Consider the following 18,410-nt stretch of genomic DNA (forward strand, 5'->3'; position numbering starts at 1 on the left):
CAGCTTCTAAAGAAGCTGCCCCTTTTTCGTCTGCAGCTAAAGTGTAGCGATGCTTGCTGCCACCTTCCTCAGCCTTGTCGTAGGCATCTCAGACGGCGACACCCTGACCGCCCGATGTGGCGATCCCGGCCAATATGAACAGGTCAAAGTAAGGCTGTAGGGCATTGACGCCCCTAAGCGCAAGCAACCATTTGGCGAGCGTGCCCGGCAAGCACTAGCCGAGCTGACATTTCGGAAAGAAGCAGAGCTGCGCTGCACCAAGATAGACCGGCACAAGAGACAAGTCTGCTCAACTGAGGTAGCTCCTGCATCAGCACCCAGCGGACCGCGCACACTCGATACAGGTCTGCTCATGGTCACGCAGGGCATAGCTTGGTGGTATCGCGAACAGTCATCTCAGGAGCGCGGCAAGACGAGTTTGCAGAGCAAGAAGCGAAGGCTCGAAAAGTTGGACTTTGGCGAGATCCCGAGTCAATCGCGTCGTGGGATTGGCGTAAAGCCTTGCGCGAACCTCGGCAGAATCCAGATCCGTAAACGACCCTAAGCGGTCCTTTGCATCATTGCCAACAGCTTCAGACTTTCATTTTTCAGAGCGCTGGAGTTGCGAGAGGATTACCGCTATGGCATTGGAGAGCTGGTGTCCTAGTGTTTGTAATCACGGATTGCCTTCCGCACATCCTCGCCAGAAAGAGAAAAACCCGTATACACCCCAACACGCGATGCCCCCGCACCGGAACCAAGCTCCTCGAAGACCCGGTATTCGATCTGGGTAACACCACCTTCGATGCGCTCCATGGGATGAATGAGAATTTCCGGAGAGCGTAGACCACGGCGAACTGACTTTACGAGTTCTTTGAGCTGGTGTTGCGCTGTCGAGAAGTCAGCAATCAACATACGTGGCGAAGCGAACTGTTGGTCCCGTTGAGTTTCCTGCACGACACCGGAGTCAATATTTCTAGCGACAAAGCGATTTGCGAAGACCTGAACATAGATTGCATCAGAGGAGAACATAAGAAGCTTCTATATCTATCATTTGCATTTGGAGGGCACCAATTGTGCGCCTCATCGTAACGTCCACTGTTGGCCGATTGATGACGGCCCGCACCCGTTGACTGCCTAGCCTGAACCGAACGCTCAAGGCGCAGCCCCGAAGGTCGGCTTTGTGATGCTGCGCTCACAAGTGGACAGGCCCGGCTTCGGCCAGAAGCAGCCGTTCGCGAAGGCTGCTTGGCCGACAGCTTCAAGCCGAGAGCTAACGTAGGGGCTTCAACATCGAATGTCGGCGGCGATCAACAGCTGAACTTGATGGACTCTGGGCTGCAATCTCCAAGAATCGGTATTCAAGGATTTCCGCAGCCCTTGTCGGAGACCACCGCGACCCGGCCCCTCGGCGACGATTCACCGCGCCTTCAGGCAAAATCCAGATGATTGGGCAAACTTGGCGTCAGGTCTGCCGGGAAACTCACCTTGAAGAATGGAACAGCATCAATGGCACTGACGAAGAAAGGCGAGTTCTGGTACGGGACGACGTCCGGCGACACCCAAGCCGAGCTGCGCAGCTACAGCGTTGCGAATCGCCATGAGGCCGTCCGGTTTGCCTCGTCCAAATGCAATTGCGGGTGCCGGACTTTTGCGCTGCAGACCGATGAAGAAGCCGGCGTGGCAATCCGCACCTGCACCGACTGCGGGCAGAAACACCTGATGGGCGACAGCGCGGACTACATTGAAGAGGCCGCCCCCGAGGCGCACGAGTGCGTGTGCGAGAACGAGGTATTCGAGCTGATGTCCGGCGTCTCCGTGTACGAGGGCACACATGATGTGCGCTGGTACTACATCGCTTGCCGCTGCGTGGAATGCAATCTGGTTGGGGTCTTCGCAGACTGGAAGTGCGAAGCGGGTGATGCGGCGGCCTTCCTCGCCAAGGTATGAGCGCGCGCCCCCGCAGAGGTCATGCTCGCAGGCTCGAGCGGCCGAGAGTGTCATGGGGTGGCTGGTGGACTTGGCTGTATCAATGACGGCAATCGCCTGAAGCAGTCAGTTCAAACGGCAGTTGCTGCTCATGTGTGCGTCGTGACCTACCAGTTAGCTACATAGCGGTCATCCGAGCACACGGAGCGAATTAGGCAGATCCAGCCGCAGAGGATCGAGCACGACGCACCGGATACTGCCAACTCATTGGCAACCCTGTTGGACTGCCGCAGGATCAGGGAGGCCAGGTTTGAGTCTCAGCTCGTTGAAGGACGATGGCACAGCCTCAGTGGCCGGAAAGATTGTGTGCGCACGTACGGCCTCGACCAGTAAAGTAGCCAAGCGCTCTGCGGATGGATCCAAAAGAGAGTGGGAACGCCCAAGCACCAGGTCCATGGTGGGCAGATGCGGCAAGCCGATTTCCTCTGGCGCGTAGCTGCGCACATGTGGCGGCAGGCCGAAGGGCGTGCGCACCGACAGCCCCAGGCCCGCTGAGGTCGCAGCCCAGATCGGTCCGAGACTGGCACTGCTGAAGGCGTGCCGCCAGGCAATCCCGGCTCGCTGCAGCACGGCTGTGACCAGCTCGCGCAGCGGGCAAGGCTCTTCCAGCATCACCAGAGCCAGTGTTTTCAGCTTGCCCTCTTGATCCGGCTGCAAGCAGCCAAGGCTGTTCAGTACCTCGGGCGAGGCAGGCCCTATCCAATGCAGAGGCAGACGCATCACGGTTTCGGCATGGATGCCAGACAGATCCGCGCCGACATTCCAGAGCATTGCCAGATCCAGCTGTCCCTGAGCAAAGCGTTCACGCAACTCGTCGCTGCGCGCCACGCAGGCCTCGATACGCACCTGGGGATGCGCCCTGGCAAAGCGGCCCAGTACGGCCGGCAACAGTGCTTCGCCGAGGTCCTCCTGAAGTCCGAGCCGGATCAGTCCTCGCAGCTGGCTGCCGCTGACCGCCGCCACGGCCTCGTCATTGAGGTCCAGCAGACGGTGCGCATAGGCCAGCAGGGTCTCACCAGCCTCTGTGAGCTCGAGACCACGCCCGGCCTTGCGCAGCAGCGGCGTGCCGCATTGAGCCTCCAGCTTCTTCAACTGGGCACTGATCGCCGAAGTCGAGCGCCCCAGCTTCTCCGCGGCACGCGCGAAACTGCCAAGCGCGACCCCTGTTGAAAAACTGCGCAGCACATCCAAGTCGTAGAGCACACGAGACACAGAAGCCCTTTCAATCATCCCAAAAATCGGGATGGTTGCTTCAATATTATTTGATTTTCAAAATGATTTAGCGCCAGCACACTGCGCGGCATGAACTCTTTCGACTGTCTCTCACTGCCTGCGCTGTCCGTCAATCCTCCAAACCATCGCTGGAAGGTATTGGCCGCAGGCGTTCTCGCCAATGCCGCTTTTTCGACTGCCTTCAGCGGAATCCCTATGACGGCAGTGATGATGCGCTCCTCGTATCAGCTCGATACCAGCACACTCGGCCTGATGCTGGGCCTCATGGGCCTGGGCATCGCATTGAGCGAGCTGCCCTGGGGTTTGCTGACCGATCGCTGGGGGGATCGCCCCGTGCTGCTCACCGGCCTGATCGGCACAGCGCTCGCATTGGCTGCGATGGCCGTCTGGGCAACGCCTGAGACTGGACACGTGCCCGATCTGCAATGGCTGGCGGGTGGCCTGGTGCTGGTCGGTCTGCTGGGCGGCAGCCTCAACGGTGCGAGCGGGCGGGCCGTGATGACCTGGTTTGCGGATGGCGAGCGAGGCCTGGCGATGAGCATACGCCAGACTGCAGTTCCGCTGGGCGGCGCCATCGGTGCGCTGCTGCTACCTGCGCTGGCCTTGCATGGCGGCTTTCTTGCCGTGTTCGCCGTGCTGGCGAGCTTCTGCCTGCTCTCTGCGCTGCTCGTCGCCACATGGGTGCACGAGCCGCCGCATACTGCGCTGCATGCACAGCACCAACTCGCCAACGGCTCCAGTCCATTGCGCGATGCTCGCGCCTGGCGCTCCGTGGCCGGCATTGGCATGCTGTGCGCGCCGCAATTCGCAGTGCTGTCTTTCGGCACGGTCTTTCTGCACGACTTCGCCCAGGCCGAGCTTGCACGGGTCTCCGTCGTCATGGCATTCGTCCAGTGCGCAGCCATGGCGATGCGCATATGGAGTGGTCGCTGGACGGACCGCCATCACAACCGCCAGAGCTATTTGAGTGCCTGCAGCTGGCTGAGCATGCTGCTTTTTGCGGCGCTTGCGACAGCGTGCTGGCTTGCGCCGGGCCCGCTCTTGCTGCTCGTCTTGACGGCCAGTGCCGGTATCTGTGTTTCTGCCTGGCATGGTGTGGCCTATACCGAGCTTGCAAGCCTAGCAGGAGCCGGTCGCGCCGGCACGGCCTTGGGCATGGCCAACACCAGCGTGTTCATCGTGTGTTTTGCCGTCCCTATGCTGATTCCGCATCTGCTGTCGCTGCAGGGCTGGGTACTGGTCTGGTCGGCCTGCTCCCTGTGTGCAGTCGTCGCCCGCCCTTTGCTGGCTGCTTCGCAGCAGCCTGCGGCGCGTGTCCGTGAGTAACGAAGGACTTTTCAACATGGGTTTTCATGCCAGACCGCCTGCCTTGAGGCGTCGGTCACCACCTTTGCGTAGCGGACTGCTGCTGGCTGACTGCATTCGCAATGCGGCAATGGCCGCATGCATGCGCTTTGGACGTAAGTTATGGAAAAGCTGGAGTGGCTATCACCGACGCAGCCTGGTGGACACCAAGATGCGTGGAGGCAAGCGACTGGGTGAGCGGGTCACGTCACGCACATTCGAGCGACAGGTCAATGAGCTGCATATCCGGGCAGTCATTCTGAACCGGCTCACTGAACGTGGCTATCCGCAAACGATGGCTGTGGCATAGCCACGTCCGGGGTCAGGGGTTGCCTGAACCAAAACTGATTTATGCCACAGGGCCTCTGCCAAGGAGAAAGAACTGCGGCTGAACAGCCGCGCCAGCAGTACACCTTCTGCGGACAGCAAACGTCAGCAACCCCTCTGCCCTCCCCTGCCTGTACTCCTCCAGGAGCCAATTTTTGCGCTTGAGGGCCTGGTTATGCTTCGCTCCACCCTGGCGCAGGTCGTTGCGATCAAGGCTGAAAACTCAGGGCTGGCATGCCTGGAGCGGGAAACCTGCTGCTAGAAGCCTGCAGCCAGCCCGTCGCGGCGTGGATCGCTGGCGAATTGGTAGCCCTCGACAGCAGGGTCGCCCATGCGCCAGATGAACTGGCCAGCGCCAAAGTCCTGGTAGGGATCATCAATGACCTCCAGCCGATGCCCCAGGGCCTGCAGACCAGCCACGGTGGCCGGATCCATACCGGCCTCGACATTGAGTGCCAGGCCCGTGTTGTAGCGCCAGCGTGGTGCGTCACAGGCGGCCTGGGGCGACTGGCGGTAGTCGATCATGCGTACCAGCGTCTGCATATGGCCCTGGGGCTGCATGTTGCCGCCCATGACACCAAAGCTCATCACCGGCTGACCATCCTTGGTCAGGAAGGCGGGAATGATGGTGTGAAACGGTCGCTTGCCCGGGCCCACCAGGTTCGCGCGGTTGGGGCCGTCCGGGTCGGCGCTAAACCCATACCCGCGGTTTTGCAGGCTGATGCCGAAGCTGGGTTCGACCACTCCCGAGCCAAAGCCCGCGAAGTTGCTCTGGATGAAGCTGACCATCATGCCACTCTCATCGACCGCGGTCAGGTAGATCGTGCCGCCTTGCACCGGATTACCGGCCTTGAAATCTTGTGCGCGCAGGGGATCTATGAGCTTGGCGCGCGACGCCAGGTAAGCGTCATCGAGCATTTGCGCGGTAGTCACTTCCATACCGGCATCGGCCACATAGCGGTCGACATCGGCGAACGCCAGCTTCATGGCCTCAATCTGCAGATGCTGCGAAGCCACGCCATCAAGGGGCAGGCTGGCCAGATCGAAATTCGACAGGATGCCCAGCGCGATCTGCGCCGCAATGCCCTGGCCGCCAGGCGGAATCTCGTGCAGGGTGTAGCCACGGTAGTCCTTGGCCACCGGTGTGACCCATTCGGCTTTGTGCTGGGCCATGTCCGCCATGCTCAGGCAACCGCCGTGCTGCTGGACAAAGGAAGTGATCGCCGAAGCAATCTCGCCTTCATAGAACGCCTTGCCCTGGCTCGCGCCGATGACGCGCAGCGCGCGTGCGGCCGCCGGGAAGCGAAATAGCTCGCCTACGACAGGTGGCCGGCCGGAGGGCAGAAAGCTCTGGGAGAATCCCGGCTGAGCTTGCAGCTCGGGAGCGCCCGCAGCCCACTTCTGTTGCACCACGGGCGGTACCAGGTAGCCGCGTTCGGCGATTTCAGCCGCAGGCTCCATCAGGCTGGCGAACGGCAGTTTGCCAAAACGCTCGTGCAAGGCGACCCAGGCGCTGACGGCGCCGGGTACGGTGATAGAGTCCACGCCGCGGCGCGGGGGCTTGGCCTGCTTGCCGTATCTCTTTTCGAAATATTCGGGCGTCCAGCCCTGGGGGGCACGGCCCGAGGCATTGAGGCCGTGCAGCTGCGCGCCGTCCCACAGAATGCAGAACGCGTCCGAGCCCAGTCCGTTGCTGACAGGTTCGACGATGGCCATCACGGCCGCTGCCGCGATGGCTGCGTCGACGGCATTGCCGCCGGCCCACAGCATGCGCAAGCCGGCTTGCGCACCCAAGGGGTGGGAGGTTGACACGCCATTGCGTGCAAAAACGGGAACCCGCACCGAGCGGTAAGGGTTGCCGGGAGAAAAAGGGAGATTCATGGAAGTTCCTGACACGGGCGCTGACCCTTCGGGATTCAGTCGATGGTGATGCCCAGAACCTTGACGTCACGGGTCCAGCGTGTGAGCTCCCGGTCGATTTGTTCCTTGAACGCCTTGGGGTCGCTGGTTTCGGGGGTCAGCCCCTGGGCCTCGAACTGCGCGCGCACATCGGGACGGGCGATGATCTTGCGCACTTCCTTGGCGAGCTTCTCTACGATCGCAGGGTCCGTGCCGCCAGTGGTAAACAGACCGTACCAGGAAGTGAAGGCATAGCCCGGCAGGCCCGCTTCGGCGACGGTGGGCACGTTGGGCAGGCTTTTTACACGCTCCTTGGTGGTCACTGCCAGAATGCGGGTCTTGCCGGTCTTGGCGGAGGTGATGGCCGGTGGAATGCCCGAGAAGATGACATGGACCTGGCCTGCGGCGACATCGGCAATCGCAGGGCCATTGCCGCGGTAAGGCACATGCACCAGGTTCACGCCCGCCTGCTGGGCTAACAGTGCGCCGGCCAGATGCAGGGTCGAGCCGTTGCCGGAAGAGGCGTAGTTGATGGTTCCCGGTTCCTTGCGCGCCATGTCGATCATTTCCTTGACCGACGTGTAGGGCAGCTTGGCGTTCACCAGCAGCGCGTTCCCCGACTCGGCCACCAGGCTGATCGGCTCCAGGTCCTTACGTGGGTCGTAGGAAAGCTTTTTGGCCAGCACCGGGGCGATGGTGTTGCTGCCGATGGAGCCCAGCAGCAGGGTGTAGCCATTCTTGGGCGACTTGGCCACGATTTCGTTGGCCAGCAGGCCGCCCGCGCCGCCCTTGTTTTCGACCACCACGGCCTGGCCCAGGCTCTGCTGCAGCTCCTTGGCCAGAATGCGCGCAACGATGTCATTGCCACCGCCCGCGGCAAAGCCCACCAGAATCTTGATCGGCTGTGAAGGCCAGACATCGGCGGCCAGGGCCGGCGTCGCCAGACCCGTGGCGCCGCAGGTCAGCAAAGTGGCGCAGCAGGTGAAAAGCCGGCGGGACATGTGTGCACGCATAGGAAACTCCAGATTTAATGCAGCTTGCAGGTTTGAATACAAGAATTTTGATGATAGAAAGAACTTTGTGAAAGCTGGACTTTCTTCCGTCTCTTGAAAGAAAACCATTTATGTCAAGCCTGCGGATTCTTCGCACTTTTCTGGCCGTCTGCACCGAAGGCTCGTTCACGGCTGCCGGACATCGCGTGGGCCTGACCCAGGTCGCCGTGGGTCTGCAGATGCGCACCTTGGAAGCCGACCTCAAGCGCAAGCTCTTCACCCGTGCGGGCAAGCAGGTGGCGCTCAACGAGCAGGGGCGGGCGCTGATGCCCATAGCCACGCAGCTGGTAGCGCTATACGAGCAGGCCAAGCATGGCACCCAGGCAAACGCGCCGCTGGCCGGCACCGTGCAGTTCGGCTCCATCGTCTCGGCGCTGAGCGAGCTGGTGCGTGCCACGCTGGAGCTCAAGCGCCACCACCCTGCTGTGGACCTGCATGTGGTATCGGGAAAGTCCAACCGGCTGATTGCCCAGGTGGAAAATCATGAACTCGATGCTGCCGTCGTCGTCCATGACCCGGCCCTCAAGCGCCCGTCCCTGGTCTGGACACCGCTGTACGCCGAGCCCATGGTGCTGCTGACCTCGCGTTCCTCCCGGTTGGCCGATCCTGAAACCATGGTGGAGCGCTATCCGTTCATACGGTTTGACCGTACCGAACATACGGGCGAACTGGTCGAACGCACGCTGCGCCGACTGCGCGCCAAGCCCCAGGAGTTCATGGAGCTGAATTCGATCGAGACTATCGTGGAACTCGTGAGCGACGGCATGGGCGTGGCCATGCTGCCTCTTCTGGCCAGACATGCCTGGGACAGGAACCCGCAGCTGCGGGTAGTGCCCATTCCCCAGGCAGCCGAAAGCCGCCAGATCGCCCTGGTGCAACTGCGCACGGCGGCCCGCGCCGAGGTGGTCACGGCTGTGGGGCAGCAGTTCATGGCAGCGCGAGGTATGGCAGTTTGAGAGCACCCGCCTGACCCTCTTGCACCTCTCGTTGGCGGCATGCTGGTCGCCGCTTCCTCTATAGCTGTCGCCTGGAGGTGCACAGCGGCTGTGAAAGGAGCCTGCCAGGGCACGACCTCGTTAGCCAGGGATGATCATCTTCTCCGTCAACCCTTGATCGAAACTGTCGGCGCACTAATAGTGAGCATTTGGCACAGATGATCAATGTTGCCGGTACACCCATTTCAACCGCACCTGCAAAAACGGGGGTGATCGACTGCTATGTCTTTGAATCGTTGCAGGAAGTGCACTCGATGACCGATGGCTGACTGCATCGCTACAGCCACCATCGCCCACATGAATCGCTAGGCCGCATTCCCCCTGTCGCGTGTCGTGTCAAACGTTTCCCCACCCTCTGTTTCAGGTGGCACAGGAAAACGAGGAGGCTTCACCGACCTACCGGGGCTCCGCCTTGATCGCCGCATTCAGGGTAGTCCACAGCTCCTTGGTGACGGGCACCATGTCCTGCCTGAAGTACCACCAGAAGTGACCGCCCACGTAATTCGGGGTAGTGATCTTCATCGTGTAATAGCGGGTCAGGTACTCGGCCTTCTTGGTCTTGCGTGAGGTACCCACTTCCCCAAACCCGATCTTGGAATTGGGGAACATCACGCGCAGCTTGTCAAACACCTGCTGCCAGTTGGGCTTGAGCCCATTGCAGTCATCCTCATAGTAGGAAATCCAGACGTAATCCAGACCCTGCTTCATATAGGCAGGGACATTGGCCTCCGCCCACTTGAACATTTCATTGGAGGATTGAGACCAGCAGCCCTGGTTGTAGTAGAGCGTGATCGCGGCCGCCTTGTTCTGTGCCTTCACGATGTTGTAGGCGTTGGTCATCTTCGCCACCACATCGGCATTGGCCCCCAGCCACTCGCCGTTGACCTCGTTGGCTACTTCCCAAATATCCACTACATCGGACAACGCATTGAGGTATTGATTAGTCCGTTGAATGTATCCATCCACGCTGTACTGCTTGACGTAGTACGAGTCCAATATCTCACCCATCACATAGGAAACTTTGGAGATTTCCACTGCTGGCTTGCGGTAATAGTCCGGGTTCACGAACTCATCGAAGACGATGCGCGTGGTAGGCCGGTAGGCCAGCGACGATAGACTGCGCGTGATGTCGCCAAGCCTGCTCACATCGTCCACGGTGACGCCGTAGATGGGAGTCGGGATTATGCGGCCCGAGGGCACGCTGGTCTGAGCAGATACTACGGAGCACAGCGAGGCAATGCAGAATGGGATAAACGCTTTCATGCGGTATCCCTCAATGAAGGGTTCAATGATTTTTTCACTTGGATCAATACGAATCGAGGCATGGCAATGGTCGGAGGTGACTGCTTCTAGCTGGCAGCACCGGCTCAGGCCGACCCTCAGTTGACTCTCGATAATCAGCTAAAGGATTGACTTTAGTCCATGAAGTCGGGCTAAAAGTAGCCAAAGGAAACGAACACGTTCCATGAGCCAGCCCACATATTGAGCTCACGGCTACTCGGCCCTTGTTGACGCGCGCAATGCTTTGCGGCGGCTACCAGTCAATGAGTTGACTGCTGGAGTTGACTTGATGTTTGGGCAACGTGGGTGAGCCCTAAACATAAATTGATACGTGTGTTGCCTGCGGTATGAGTCATTTTCAAAATGAGCGCATCGAGGAAAGTGTCACCTTGCGGTTGCCAGTCGGATGAAGTGAAAGGTGCTTCATGTGACTGCTTGCCCTTCACTTCGCAGTCCACTTTAGGCCGATCTGTGGCGGTCGCAATACGACCTAAGGTGGCTCGTCAAATTGCTACTTTTTTGCTTCGGTCAACATACGAACGGCCAGGCCAGCAAGGACCGTTCCCATCAACCATCGCTGGGCCAAGATCCACGTCGGCCGACCGGAGAGAAACACTGCTATCGATCCTGCAAGCATGGCGATGGTGGCGTTCACACTCACGCTGATCACAATCTGGGTGAAGCCCAGAACCAAGGACTGAAAGAGCACGCTGCCATGTTCAGGGGTGATGAATTGAGGCAGCAGCGACAGGTACATGACGGCGATCTTCGGGTTGAGAAGGTTGGTTAGGAACCCCATAAGGAACAGCTTCTTTGGGCCGTCCTGCGGAAGATTCTTGACTTCGAACGGAGAGCGGCCGCCTGGCTTTACGGCTTGCCATGCCAGATAGATCAGGTACAGAGCCCCGCCAATGCGCAACGCGTCGTAGGCATACGGAACCGCCATGACGATTGCCGTAATGCCCAGTGCCGCGCACATCATGTAGAACACGAAACCGAGAGCAACTCCGCCTAGGGAAATAAGCCCGGCGGTACGTCCCTGGCATATCGAGCGGGAAATCAAATAGACCATGTTTGGTCCTGGAGTGAGGACCATACCAAGGGAAATAAGGCCGAAGGCAATCCAGTTTTCAAAGCCGGGCATGATGGTTTCTTAAGTGTTGTTGCATTTCAATATATCAGTCCGAAGCCCTGATCTTGATCGTTGCCATCTGCCTGGGTCTGGCTTGCCGTTCCGGGTGCCCAGGCCGATGAGCCCCAGACCATCGCCCAGAACCAGCGCGATGAGTTCGCCTGCTTGAGCATGCATGCCGAGTGGCTGGATGACAAGACTTTGCAATGCCTGAAAGTGCTGCCGCGACTTCAGCACCCACCTATCCCCATCCGCCACCAATTCGGTGGTTTTTTTCTGGAGCTATGCCGCTCAAGGGCTACCGCACGACCGATAGCCGCCGACATCGTGTAAGTCACAGTCTGTCAGCGCGAGCACTGCGCAATCACAGCCAGGAAGCTAGCATTACTTCGAGATTCGACCGTATTTTCCCAAGCGCCTCTCTGAAGCGCGCCCCTTCCTCGGCCAGCTTCTCGTGGTCAGACTCTTGCTGGCTTCTTAGGGCTGTCAAATGTTGATCTAGCTTTGCGCGCTGCTTGGCGGCCTGCACTAAAAGCATCTCGGCTTCTGCTTGATCTGCGGCGTTTGCACTCATCTTCTGTGCACGCTTCATCAACACATCGATATGAATCAGATCAGCTTCGGACTCGCGTATGTGTCTTTCAGCCATTTGCTCAATCGTTTCCATGGCCAGCTCCTAGTTGGGAACCTGCGCGTTGAGATCCACGGCAGTCTGAGCAAAATCTCGCTCCTGAAGGAGCAAAGCGATCAGACCTACCATGTCGGCGCAATCGACCCAACCTGTAAGGTACCGCATCACCCCAGCCCACAACAAGCAGCGCGTTATCCATGACGGGAGCCGCAACGCTTAAGCCGCAATTTTCAGTGGCCCCAACCGCCAACTTTTAAATCTGAATGGCCCGCCATTGAGCAGTTTTTTCTTTGGAGACCTCCATGAGCCTGACTTTTGTGAACCACAACGGCGATCCTATTTCTGCCACTCAAATGCCAGCCATGCGTGCCCAAGGAGCGGAGCTTGAGCGCCTGGCCGCCAAGCAGATGCTGCGTCTATGCACAAGGGCTGGTGAATCTCAGGTATCGCGCCCGGTCTGCTGGACGAGGCAAAGCAGGCACATGAGAGGCTTCGGAAGGCAGGCGGCAAAGGGCCGGAGCGTTTGATGAGGCTGCATGGCTTCGCACTGCCAAGCGCACTGCAGTGCGTAGCAAGTCCTACATCCTTCAAGAGGCTGCCCAGCAATGCAAGAAGATGGCCATCAAGACGGGTCGGCTGGACGTCCACTTGCAGGAGATGAAAAAGATGGCGGCGTGAACACTGGATCAACCTCAGCAGTCTTTGCACACGTCATGGCAACTTTTGTGTCACCCAACAAAGGGAGAGTGTCAACTTCAAGACAGTTGCGCTCACCATAATTCCCGATCCTTGATGCAAATCACGAATTAAGAAGGATCGAATGGAGTTTCTCGGAAACCAAAGTACTCAAATGAGAGCGATGAAAGGACAACTTTTGGCGCAGGAAGCGCTCCTCGTTGCACTGATCAAAACGCTAGATGACAAACAATTGAGCACTTTGCAAACCAACTTCCATCAGCGCGCCGAATCAGTGAAGGCAGATGTATTGAACTCAATGGCAACTGATGCGCTGTATGAGCACCTGCTCGACCAACTTGAAAAGTATTCACAAGCAGTCAGAGCACGCATCTAGCCTTTTCGTTGCTGGTACATGCCCGCCACTGAGCGGGCTTTGGCTTTCTGAAACCGACCTGTACTCAACCGACCCGCTCAACGCGTGGATAGCTTGTACCAGACATACAGGACAACAAGCGCAATCAGCTGCACACCAAAGAAATTTGCGATGTAAGGCATCCGGGTCTCCTGTACTGCGCGGCTGATTCCGCAGAGTCCGTTTTATTGCCTCGGTGTAAAGCGCCCATTCCTGCTGCGTAAACCTTTGGCAAACAACACAAACCATCCAATCCCTTAGCCCGCCACTGAGCGGGCTTTTTTGCTTTCTGGAGACCTCTACCTACTCCTCAATTTCTACAGCCCGACAAAAATGGCTTTGCATGCTTGCCTGCACTTCGTTTCATCGCCGGTTGTGCACCGATCAAAGGACCCATCAATGAATGACACGCTCAACACCATCACCAGCACCATTGCCAGTGAGTTTTCAGATGTCCCAGACGCTGCCCAAGCGACAAGAATCGTGGTTCGCCTGTTTCTGGCGGCCGTCCTGGGTGGGCTCCTCGGCTGGCAACGTGAGGCCAACGGAAAAGCTGCTGGCTTGCGCACCCATATGCTGGTGGCAATGGGATCATCTTTGGTCGTGCTGGTGTCGCTGCAGTCTGGTGTGGATACAGCGAATGCTGCACGAGTAGTGCAAGGGGTCATCACTGGCGTCGGCTTTCTCGGCGCCGGGGCGATCCTTAAATCTGATGGTGAGAATTCAGCTCCTCATGTAAAGGGCCTGACTACTGCTGCCGGACTTTGGCTCACGGCTGCCATCGGCGTATGTGCAGGACTCGGTGAAGAGGCAACAGCAGTCATCAGCACAATCTTTGCGCTTCTTATCCTGAGCGTGATTCCCATGCTGACAAAAAACAGCCAATCCAAACAGACAACAAAACCAGACTAGTCTCCAAAGGAGGCGCAGGTCGAACATCGGCCTCGCCAGCCACCAACACTCACAGCCCGCAATAGCGGATTTTTCTCATTCTGGAGAAAGCATGCACGAGCAGATTGATCGAAGGCTAGGCCGCATCGTTTGCTACCGCCCAGACGACTGCATGCGGCTTCAGCGAAGCGCAAACAGGGCCGCCGTCTCCCATCGTCCCTTGAACGCGTGCCTCAATGACTCCTCCAGAGGAGAGCACGGCGTCAACGACTTCCTGGGGAATAGACGCCAGCTTCAGCTTGGCGCGACGAGTCCAGGGCGAGCCAACCTGCCCCGCAAGAGTGCCGGAATTGATGTAAACGAAACGTTCGGAAGAAGGGCCCTGCGCGAACTCACCCAGGAAATTGACTGCGCCCGTTGCGAGGGGTGATCCCAAGCGAAGCGAGAACTCGAATCGAAGAGACTCTTGCTGGCCGTCCAATGGATCGAGCAAGTCCGACTTCCCGCGCTGCACTGCGAACCAAACTTCAGGTGGGGTATCGACCACCAGTATTCGTATACGAACGGACTGTGCGGAGTTTGCTTTGCTCATGACGACAAACTGCTTTCACTGCTGGATTTCAACGGTCTTCAAAGGCTCTTACTGTACATGCGTAAGGACGTAATGAAGCTGCCAGTTGGAGCGGGCCGTCCGGATAACGCTTGCCGAACTGCAGCACGCCCAGTTGCATAACGGACACCCGTCATTCAATGCGGTACAGGCTGCCAACGCCGCTTCCCTCCGCTGATGTGCTATCAGCGCCATCCAGCATCGGTAGCCCTTGTCCCCATCCGGCTGCCAGAATCTGCACGTCAAGCACAGGATCGGACGCCTTGGCTCTTTCGTTGCGAATGCGACAGGTTTCAGGATCCATGGCGAACAAGCCGCGTGCGAAGATCCGGCCCTGCTCCGCCAGCCTTGTGGTTTTAGGAGCGCGAATGTTCGTAAACGCCTGGAAGGTCTCTTCCAGGTCTCCGCTCGCACCATCCAGGCACCGGGCCAGATGCCATGCGTCCTCGAGCGCCTGACAGGCGCCTTGCCCCGACGTCGGCAAGGGCGCGTGTGCGGCATCCCCGACCAGCAGCACATTCGATCGACTCCATGTATGCAGCGGCTCCAGGTCATGCACCGCAATCAGCCGAATGGCATTTTCGGGCGTGGCACGGATGATTGCCGAGACCGGCTCAGACCATTGCGCGAACAGCTTCTCGACCTCGTTGCGCATATCTGCAGTGGGCTTGGCCTCATAGAGGGGCCGCGCCTGCGCCGCAGCCCAATACACCAGCTCGGGTCGAATTGGCACGCAACCAAAGCGCTCGCCCGCCCCCCAGAAATCCTGAATCGAAATGTCGTCCACCAGCGCATGCGGCGCTTGCGCCACGCCGATCCAGTTAACGAAGCCCTGGTAGACAGGTGTGTTGTCACCCGCGACAAACTTGCGCGCCACCGACTCCATGCGGCCGTCGGCGCCAATGAGCAGATCCGGGCGGATGCTCGCGCCATTTTCGAAATGCGCCACGGCGTTGCCATGGGCATCCAGCTCAATGGCCACTGCCCGGCGGCCGAACTCCACAGGAATCCCCGCCCGTGCCGCATGGTCCAGCAACACCTCCTGCAAGTGCCTGCGCAGCACCGTGTAGGTTGGGTATCCCATCGTCCGGTCAAGCAAGCCGATATCGAGACCCCCCAGGGGATTTCCCGCAGCATCCTGGCGACGCATGGTCAGCGGTCGACCGCCGATGGCCTCGATGTCTTGCTGCAGTCCCAGTTCTTCCAGCACAAAGCTGGCATTGGGCCAGAGCGTCACGCCGGCCCCCATGGTTGCCGGCTCCGCACGGCGCTCATAGACCCTAGGGTTGTGACCCTGCTTGCGCAAAGCCAATGCCACGCTCAGGCCCGCAATGCCGCCGCCAAGTATTCCAATTTCCACGCTGAAGATCTCCTTGTTCATACAGTGCCCGGTGCACGCCCCACCTCCTCACATCGGGCAAAAGAGCATCTTAGATTTCGCCACTGCAGAGAACTAGCATGCAAAAATGGAACGTTTTCATACCTGAATCGGGATAATCAATGCGCGATGCACTTGATCTGAATACTGTCCGTGTCTATGCGGCAGTTGTTGATGAGCAGAGCTTTGCCGGCGCATCACGTCTTTTGGCCATGCCATCGTCCAACGTCAGCCGCCACGTTGCCGCCTTGGAGCGCAGACTTGGCACACGCCTGCTGGAGCGAAGCACCCGCCATCTGCGCATGACGGAAACCGGCCGACTGCTCTACGAACGCGCAAAGCCCTTGCTTGACACGCTGCTTGCCACGCAGGATGAGCTTGCTGCGGTACAGCGAGAACTGCGTGGCCCTCTGAAGATATGCATGCCCGGGGAGGCACCAAGACTGCTTGCTCCCATCCTCGCCGAATTCTGCAGCCTCCATCCAGGCATCGAGCTCGAATGCGATACCCGGATGACAGGACTGGAGGTGCTTCGAGAGGACGTTGATCTCTGCATCGTCTTCCACCGAGGCCATCAGGAGGACAGCGCTTTCATCACCCGCGAACTGGCCACACTGCTCAGCATCGTGGTTGCCGCCCCCTCCTTGCTGGCCAGGACCGGCATGCCACGCCATGTGCGCGAACTGAAGTCTCTGCCCTGCATCACCACCCTCAGTGCACTGAAGGGCCAGCCCTGGCAGTTTCAGGATGCTGCGGGCGAAATCGTCAAGGTACCGGTCCGCAGCCGCTACCGCGTCAACAGCGGAGAACTGGCCGTGGCTGGCGCACGGCAAGGCATAGGATTCGCGATTGTGGCGGCCTATCCTTGCCAGGAAGACCTTGCTGCGGGCCGATTGCAGGAAGTACCACTGGACCTCAGTCCTGCACCTTTGCAATTGCTGGGGGCATACAGCCATCGCCATTCCGTGACGGGGCGTGTCAGGGCGCTGCTGGAACTGATACAAGTGCGCCTGGCTGTCTTGGCAAACCCTGCCCTTGACCTCAGACCTTGTGGAACGGTCTAGGGTCGCGGCCTCGAAGCGGAGTCCTTCGAAGTGCAGGCAGTCGCTCGTTATGTGTTTCTCAAGTCGGCTTTTGGCGGGCTTGGTGAGCTTGATCCGCTCCACGACAACGGTCACTCGACCGGCATCAGCCAATTGCTCAAAGGCTGCTATTGGTGGCGGGCAAAAAGTGATACTGGCGGCCAACAGCAGACGTTCGCAATACAGCGCTCGAGAGCCTGGTTGAACAAGCTTTCATTGCGGATTAGTGCAGCCAGCAATGAATGGCCTCCTCGATGTTTAGAGTTCCGTTCCGATGTGTGGAGCGACGTGCCACGATGCCGGTAGCGTGATGAACCAGCTTCGCGCAGCTATCTGCAGGGGCAACGTACCGAGAGTTCACAGCCCCCTCGGCAAAGGAATTGATGACCGGCTTCATCCAGCGCCATTGACGGCCGACAGTGGCCTCGCCTGGCCCGACTATCATGCTGGGCGCAGGAATGATGCAGTGCGGGTCAGCAAGCGCAGTTGCAAGTTCATGCACCAAGCAGATCACCCAAATCGCCTCATCGGCCCGTTCACCATGCAACTTCCCATCCACATCGTTGACGCATTCACATCCGTGCAGTTCAAAGGCAACCAGGCTGCAGTTGTCTTGCTCGAAGATTGGCTCGCGGCACCCACACTTCAGGCCATCGCGACGGAAAACAACCTCTCCGAAACTTCCTTCCTGGTTTGGAGCGCTGAGCGAAATGCCTATGAGATCCGGTGGTTCTCTCCGCTCAAGGAAATCGCATTCTGTGGCCATGCAACGCTAGCCAGCGCCTTTGTTCTCTTTGAACCTGACCCAGAGCTACGCAACATCACATTCTGGGCCGCGGCAGTCGGCAACGTCACCGCTACACAAGAGGACACGGGACGCATCGTCATGACTTTCCCACGCCGAGATGCGCGCCACTTGAGCGAAGTTCCTGCTGCCCTGCTTAAGGGTCTAAGCCCCTCGCCCGACAATGTCTGGGTGAATCAACAGGCTTATATGGCTGTCTATACGTCCGAAGCCAGCGTCCGGTCGGTCAAACCCAACCTGGAACTGCTCCAATCTTTGGGCCCATTGGACGTGGTGGTTACGGCACCTGCGGATGTTGGTGCGCCCTACGATTTTGTCAGCCGCTATTTCTGGCCGGCAAACGGCGGTGATGAAGATCCGGTTACCGGCTCCATACACGCAGCACTTGCTCCATACTGGTCCGAGAAACTCCATAAGAAGGTCCTGATTGCGCACCAGGCATCACAGCGCACAGGCACCCTGTTTTGCGAGGTGACCGATTCAAACGTCAAAGTGGCCGGTCACTGTGCTCGTTATTTGACAGGCACGATCACTATCTAGGTGCGCCAGTTTGGAGTGGCGACTTGACAACTCGCCTGTAGTCATAGGTTGAAGCAGTTGATCTCCAACTTCTGCTCGCGCTCAGAAGCCACCGCCGGGACTGAATTCCAAGCTCAAGCCCACTCAAATATTGGAAGGCATCGCCAGCGACA

The 18,410-nt window shown here is 58.8% G+C and carries 17 protein-coding genes and 1 pseudogene; 9 read left to right on the top strand and 9 right to left on the bottom strand.

The window, feature by feature from the left end; genetic code table 11:
- Window positions 1-163: 163 nt before the first annotated feature.
- The gene (locus tag DJFAAGMI_RS22280; RefSeq protein ID WP_419095623.1) at window positions 164-544 is read left to right on the top strand and encodes a thermonuclease family protein; all 381 of its coding nucleotides are present in this window, start codon (window positions 164-166) and stop codon (window positions 542-544) included.
- Window positions 545-642: 98 nt separating this feature from the next.
- Here DJFAAGMI_RS22280 and DJFAAGMI_RS22285 read toward each other — a convergent pair whose 3' ends face one another.
- Complete coding sequence (locus DJFAAGMI_RS22285) at window positions 643-1,011, bottom strand: hypothetical protein (RefSeq protein ID WP_211459238.1); 369 nt, start codon at window positions 1,009-1,011, stop codon at window positions 643-645.
- 477 nt (window positions 1,012-1,488) lie between these two features.
- Here DJFAAGMI_RS22285 and DJFAAGMI_RS22290 point away from each other — a divergent pair, with 477 nt between their 5' ends.
- Complete coding sequence (locus tag DJFAAGMI_RS22290; protein ID WP_211459239.1) at window positions 1,489-1,929, top strand: hypothetical protein; 441 nt, start codon at window positions 1,489-1,491, stop codon at window positions 1,927-1,929.
- Between the two features lie 243 nt (window positions 1,930-2,172).
- Here DJFAAGMI_RS22290 and DJFAAGMI_RS22295 read toward each other — a convergent pair whose 3' ends face one another.
- Window positions 2,173-3,180, bottom strand: a complete 1,008-nt coding sequence (locus DJFAAGMI_RS22295; RefSeq protein WP_211459241.1) for a LysR substrate-binding domain-containing protein — start codon at window positions 3,178-3,180, stop codon at window positions 2,173-2,175.
- 90 nt (window positions 3,181-3,270) lie between these two features.
- On the opposite strand from DJFAAGMI_RS22295, the gene DJFAAGMI_RS22300 reads away from it, so the two are divergent.
- Complete coding sequence (locus tag DJFAAGMI_RS22300; protein ID WP_211459243.1) at window positions 3,271-4,527, top strand: MFS transporter; 1,257 nt, start codon at window positions 3,271-3,273, stop codon at window positions 4,525-4,527.
- A gap of 97 nt (window positions 4,528-4,624) precedes the next feature.
- Window positions 4,625-4,855 (top strand): annotated as a pseudogene (locus DJFAAGMI_RS22305) (IS5/IS1182 family transposase); the annotation flags it as partial.
- A 275-nt stretch (window positions 4,856-5,130) separates the two neighbouring features.
- On the opposite strand, the gene DJFAAGMI_RS22310 reads toward DJFAAGMI_RS22305, so the two are convergent.
- Complete coding sequence (locus tag DJFAAGMI_RS22310; RefSeq protein WP_211459245.1) at window positions 5,131-6,753, bottom strand: gamma-glutamyltransferase family protein; 1,623 nt, start codon at window positions 6,751-6,753, stop codon at window positions 5,131-5,133.
- Between the two features lie 35 nt (window positions 6,754-6,788).
- Window positions 6,789-7,772, bottom strand: a complete 984-nt coding sequence (locus DJFAAGMI_RS22315; RefSeq protein WP_249334699.1) for a Bug family tripartite tricarboxylate transporter substrate binding protein — start codon at window positions 7,770-7,772, stop codon at window positions 6,789-6,791.
- A gap of 122 nt (window positions 7,773-7,894) precedes the next feature.
- On the opposite strand from DJFAAGMI_RS22315, the gene DJFAAGMI_RS22320 reads away from it, so the two are divergent.
- Window positions 7,895-8,779 (top strand): LysR family transcriptional regulator, encoded by an 885-nt coding sequence (locus DJFAAGMI_RS22320; protein WP_211459249.1) that lies wholly within the window; start codon window positions 7,895-7,897, stop codon window positions 8,777-8,779.
- 435 nt (window positions 8,780-9,214) lie between these two features.
- On the opposite strand, the gene DJFAAGMI_RS22325 is transcribed toward DJFAAGMI_RS22320, so the two are convergent.
- From DJFAAGMI_RS22325 to DJFAAGMI_RS22335, 3 genes are all read right to left on the bottom strand, one after another.
- Entirely contained in the window at window positions 9,215-10,081 is an 867-nt protein-coding gene (locus DJFAAGMI_RS22325; RefSeq protein WP_211459251.1) for a hypothetical protein, read from the bottom strand.
- A gap of 529 nt (window positions 10,082-10,610) precedes the next feature.
- Complete coding sequence (locus DJFAAGMI_RS22330) at window positions 10,611-11,243, bottom strand: LysE family translocator (protein WP_211459253.1); 633 nt, start codon at window positions 11,241-11,243, stop codon at window positions 10,611-10,613.
- 352 nt (window positions 11,244-11,595) lie between these two features.
- Window positions 11,596-11,898, bottom strand: a complete 303-nt coding sequence (locus DJFAAGMI_RS22335) for a hypothetical protein (RefSeq protein WP_211459255.1) — start codon at window positions 11,896-11,898, stop codon at window positions 11,596-11,598.
- Window positions 11,899-12,682: 784 nt separating this feature from the next.
- Between DJFAAGMI_RS22335 and DJFAAGMI_RS22340 the strand changes: the two genes are divergently transcribed.
- Window positions 12,683-12,934 (top strand): hypothetical protein, encoded by a 252-nt coding sequence (locus DJFAAGMI_RS22340; protein WP_211459256.1) that lies wholly within the window; start codon window positions 12,683-12,685, stop codon window positions 12,932-12,934.
- 417 nt (window positions 12,935-13,351) lie between these two features.
- Entirely contained in the window at window positions 13,352-13,864 is a 513-nt protein-coding gene (locus DJFAAGMI_RS22345) for an MgtC/SapB family protein (protein ID WP_211459257.1), read from the top strand.
- A 115-nt stretch (window positions 13,865-13,979) separates the two neighbouring features.
- Here the strand turns inward: DJFAAGMI_RS22345 and DJFAAGMI_RS22350 are convergent, their stop codons facing one another.
- Both DJFAAGMI_RS22350 and DJFAAGMI_RS22355 read right to left on the bottom strand, forming a co-directional pair.
- Window positions 13,980-14,435, bottom strand: a complete 456-nt coding sequence (locus tag DJFAAGMI_RS22350; RefSeq protein WP_211459258.1) for a DUF5990 family protein — start codon at window positions 14,433-14,435, stop codon at window positions 13,980-13,982.
- Window positions 14,436-14,586: 151 nt separating this feature from the next.
- Window positions 14,587-15,813 (bottom strand): FAD-dependent monooxygenase, encoded by a 1,227-nt coding sequence (locus tag DJFAAGMI_RS22355; RefSeq protein ID WP_211459335.1) that lies wholly within the window; start codon window positions 15,811-15,813, stop codon window positions 14,587-14,589.
- A gap of 140 nt (window positions 15,814-15,953) precedes the next feature.
- Between DJFAAGMI_RS22355 and DJFAAGMI_RS22360 the strand changes: the two genes are divergently transcribed.
- Window positions 15,954-16,895: a LysR family transcriptional regulator gene (locus DJFAAGMI_RS22360; RefSeq protein ID WP_211459259.1), complete on the top strand. Its 942-nt coding sequence runs from the start codon at window positions 15,954-15,956 to the stop codon at window positions 16,893-16,895.
- A gap of 514 nt (window positions 16,896-17,409) precedes the next feature.
- On the top strand, window positions 17,410-18,258 hold the full coding sequence (locus DJFAAGMI_RS22365; protein ID WP_249334703.1) for a PhzF family phenazine biosynthesis protein: 849 nt from the start codon (window positions 17,410-17,412) through the stop codon (window positions 18,256-18,258).
- Window positions 18,259-18,410 lie beyond the last annotated feature (152 nt).

It is taken from the genome of Comamonas brasiliensis, from assembly GCF_018292285.1.
In the GTDB taxonomy this organism is placed as follows: Bacteria; Pseudomonadota; Gammaproteobacteria; order Burkholderiales; family Burkholderiaceae_C; genus Comamonas; species Comamonas brasiliensis.

What these genes read in the sequence shown, in the direction of transcription:
- DJFAAGMI_RS22285 (WP_211459238.1), bottom strand. Translation starts at nt 1,011, where the DNA reads ATGTTCTCCTCTGATGCAATCTATGTTCAGGTCTTCGCAAATCGCTTT.
- DJFAAGMI_RS22290 (WP_211459239.1), top strand. Translation starts at nt 1,489, where the DNA reads ATGGCACTGACGAAGAAAGGCGAGTTCTGGTACGGGACGACGTCCGGC.
- DJFAAGMI_RS22300 (WP_211459243.1), top strand. Translation starts at nt 3,271, where the DNA reads ATGAACTCTTTCGACTGTCTCTCACTGCCTGCGCTGTCCGTCAATCCT.
- DJFAAGMI_RS22310 (WP_211459245.1), bottom strand. Translation starts at nt 6,753, where the DNA reads ATGAATCTCCCTTTTTCTCCCGGCAACCCTTACCGCTCGGTGCGGGTT.
- DJFAAGMI_RS22315 (WP_249334699.1), bottom strand. Translation starts at nt 7,772, where the DNA reads ATGTCCCGCCGGCTTTTCACCTGCTGCGCCACTTTGCTGACCTGCGGC.
- DJFAAGMI_RS22320 (WP_211459249.1), top strand. Translation starts at nt 7,895, where the DNA reads ATGTCAAGCCTGCGGATTCTTCGCACTTTTCTGGCCGTCTGCACCGAA.
- DJFAAGMI_RS22325 (WP_211459251.1), bottom strand. Translation starts at nt 10,081, where the DNA reads ATGAAAGCGTTTATCCCATTCTGCATTGCCTCGCTGTGCTCCGTAGTA.
- DJFAAGMI_RS22330 (WP_211459253.1), bottom strand. Translation starts at nt 11,243, where the DNA reads ATGCCCGGCTTTGAAAACTGGATTGCCTTCGGCCTTATTTCCCTTGGT.
- DJFAAGMI_RS22335 (WP_211459255.1), bottom strand. Translation starts at nt 11,898, where the DNA reads ATGGAAACGATTGAGCAAATGGCTGAAAGACACATACGCGAGTCCGAA.
- DJFAAGMI_RS22340 (WP_211459256.1), top strand. Translation starts at nt 12,683, where the DNA reads ATGGAGTTTCTCGGAAACCAAAGTACTCAAATGAGAGCGATGAAAGGA.
- DJFAAGMI_RS22345 (WP_211459257.1), top strand. Translation starts at nt 13,352, where the DNA reads ATGAATGACACGCTCAACACCATCACCAGCACCATTGCCAGTGAGTTT.
- DJFAAGMI_RS22350 (WP_211459258.1), bottom strand. Translation starts at nt 14,435, where the DNA reads ATGAGCAAAGCAAACTCCGCACAGTCCGTTCGTATACGAATACTGGTG.
- DJFAAGMI_RS22360 (WP_211459259.1), top strand. Translation starts at nt 15,954, where the DNA reads ATGCGCGATGCACTTGATCTGAATACTGTCCGTGTCTATGCGGCAGTT.
- DJFAAGMI_RS22365 (WP_249334703.1), top strand. Translation starts at nt 17,410, where the DNA reads ATGCACCAAGCAGATCACCCAAATCGCCTCATCGGCCCGTTCACCATG.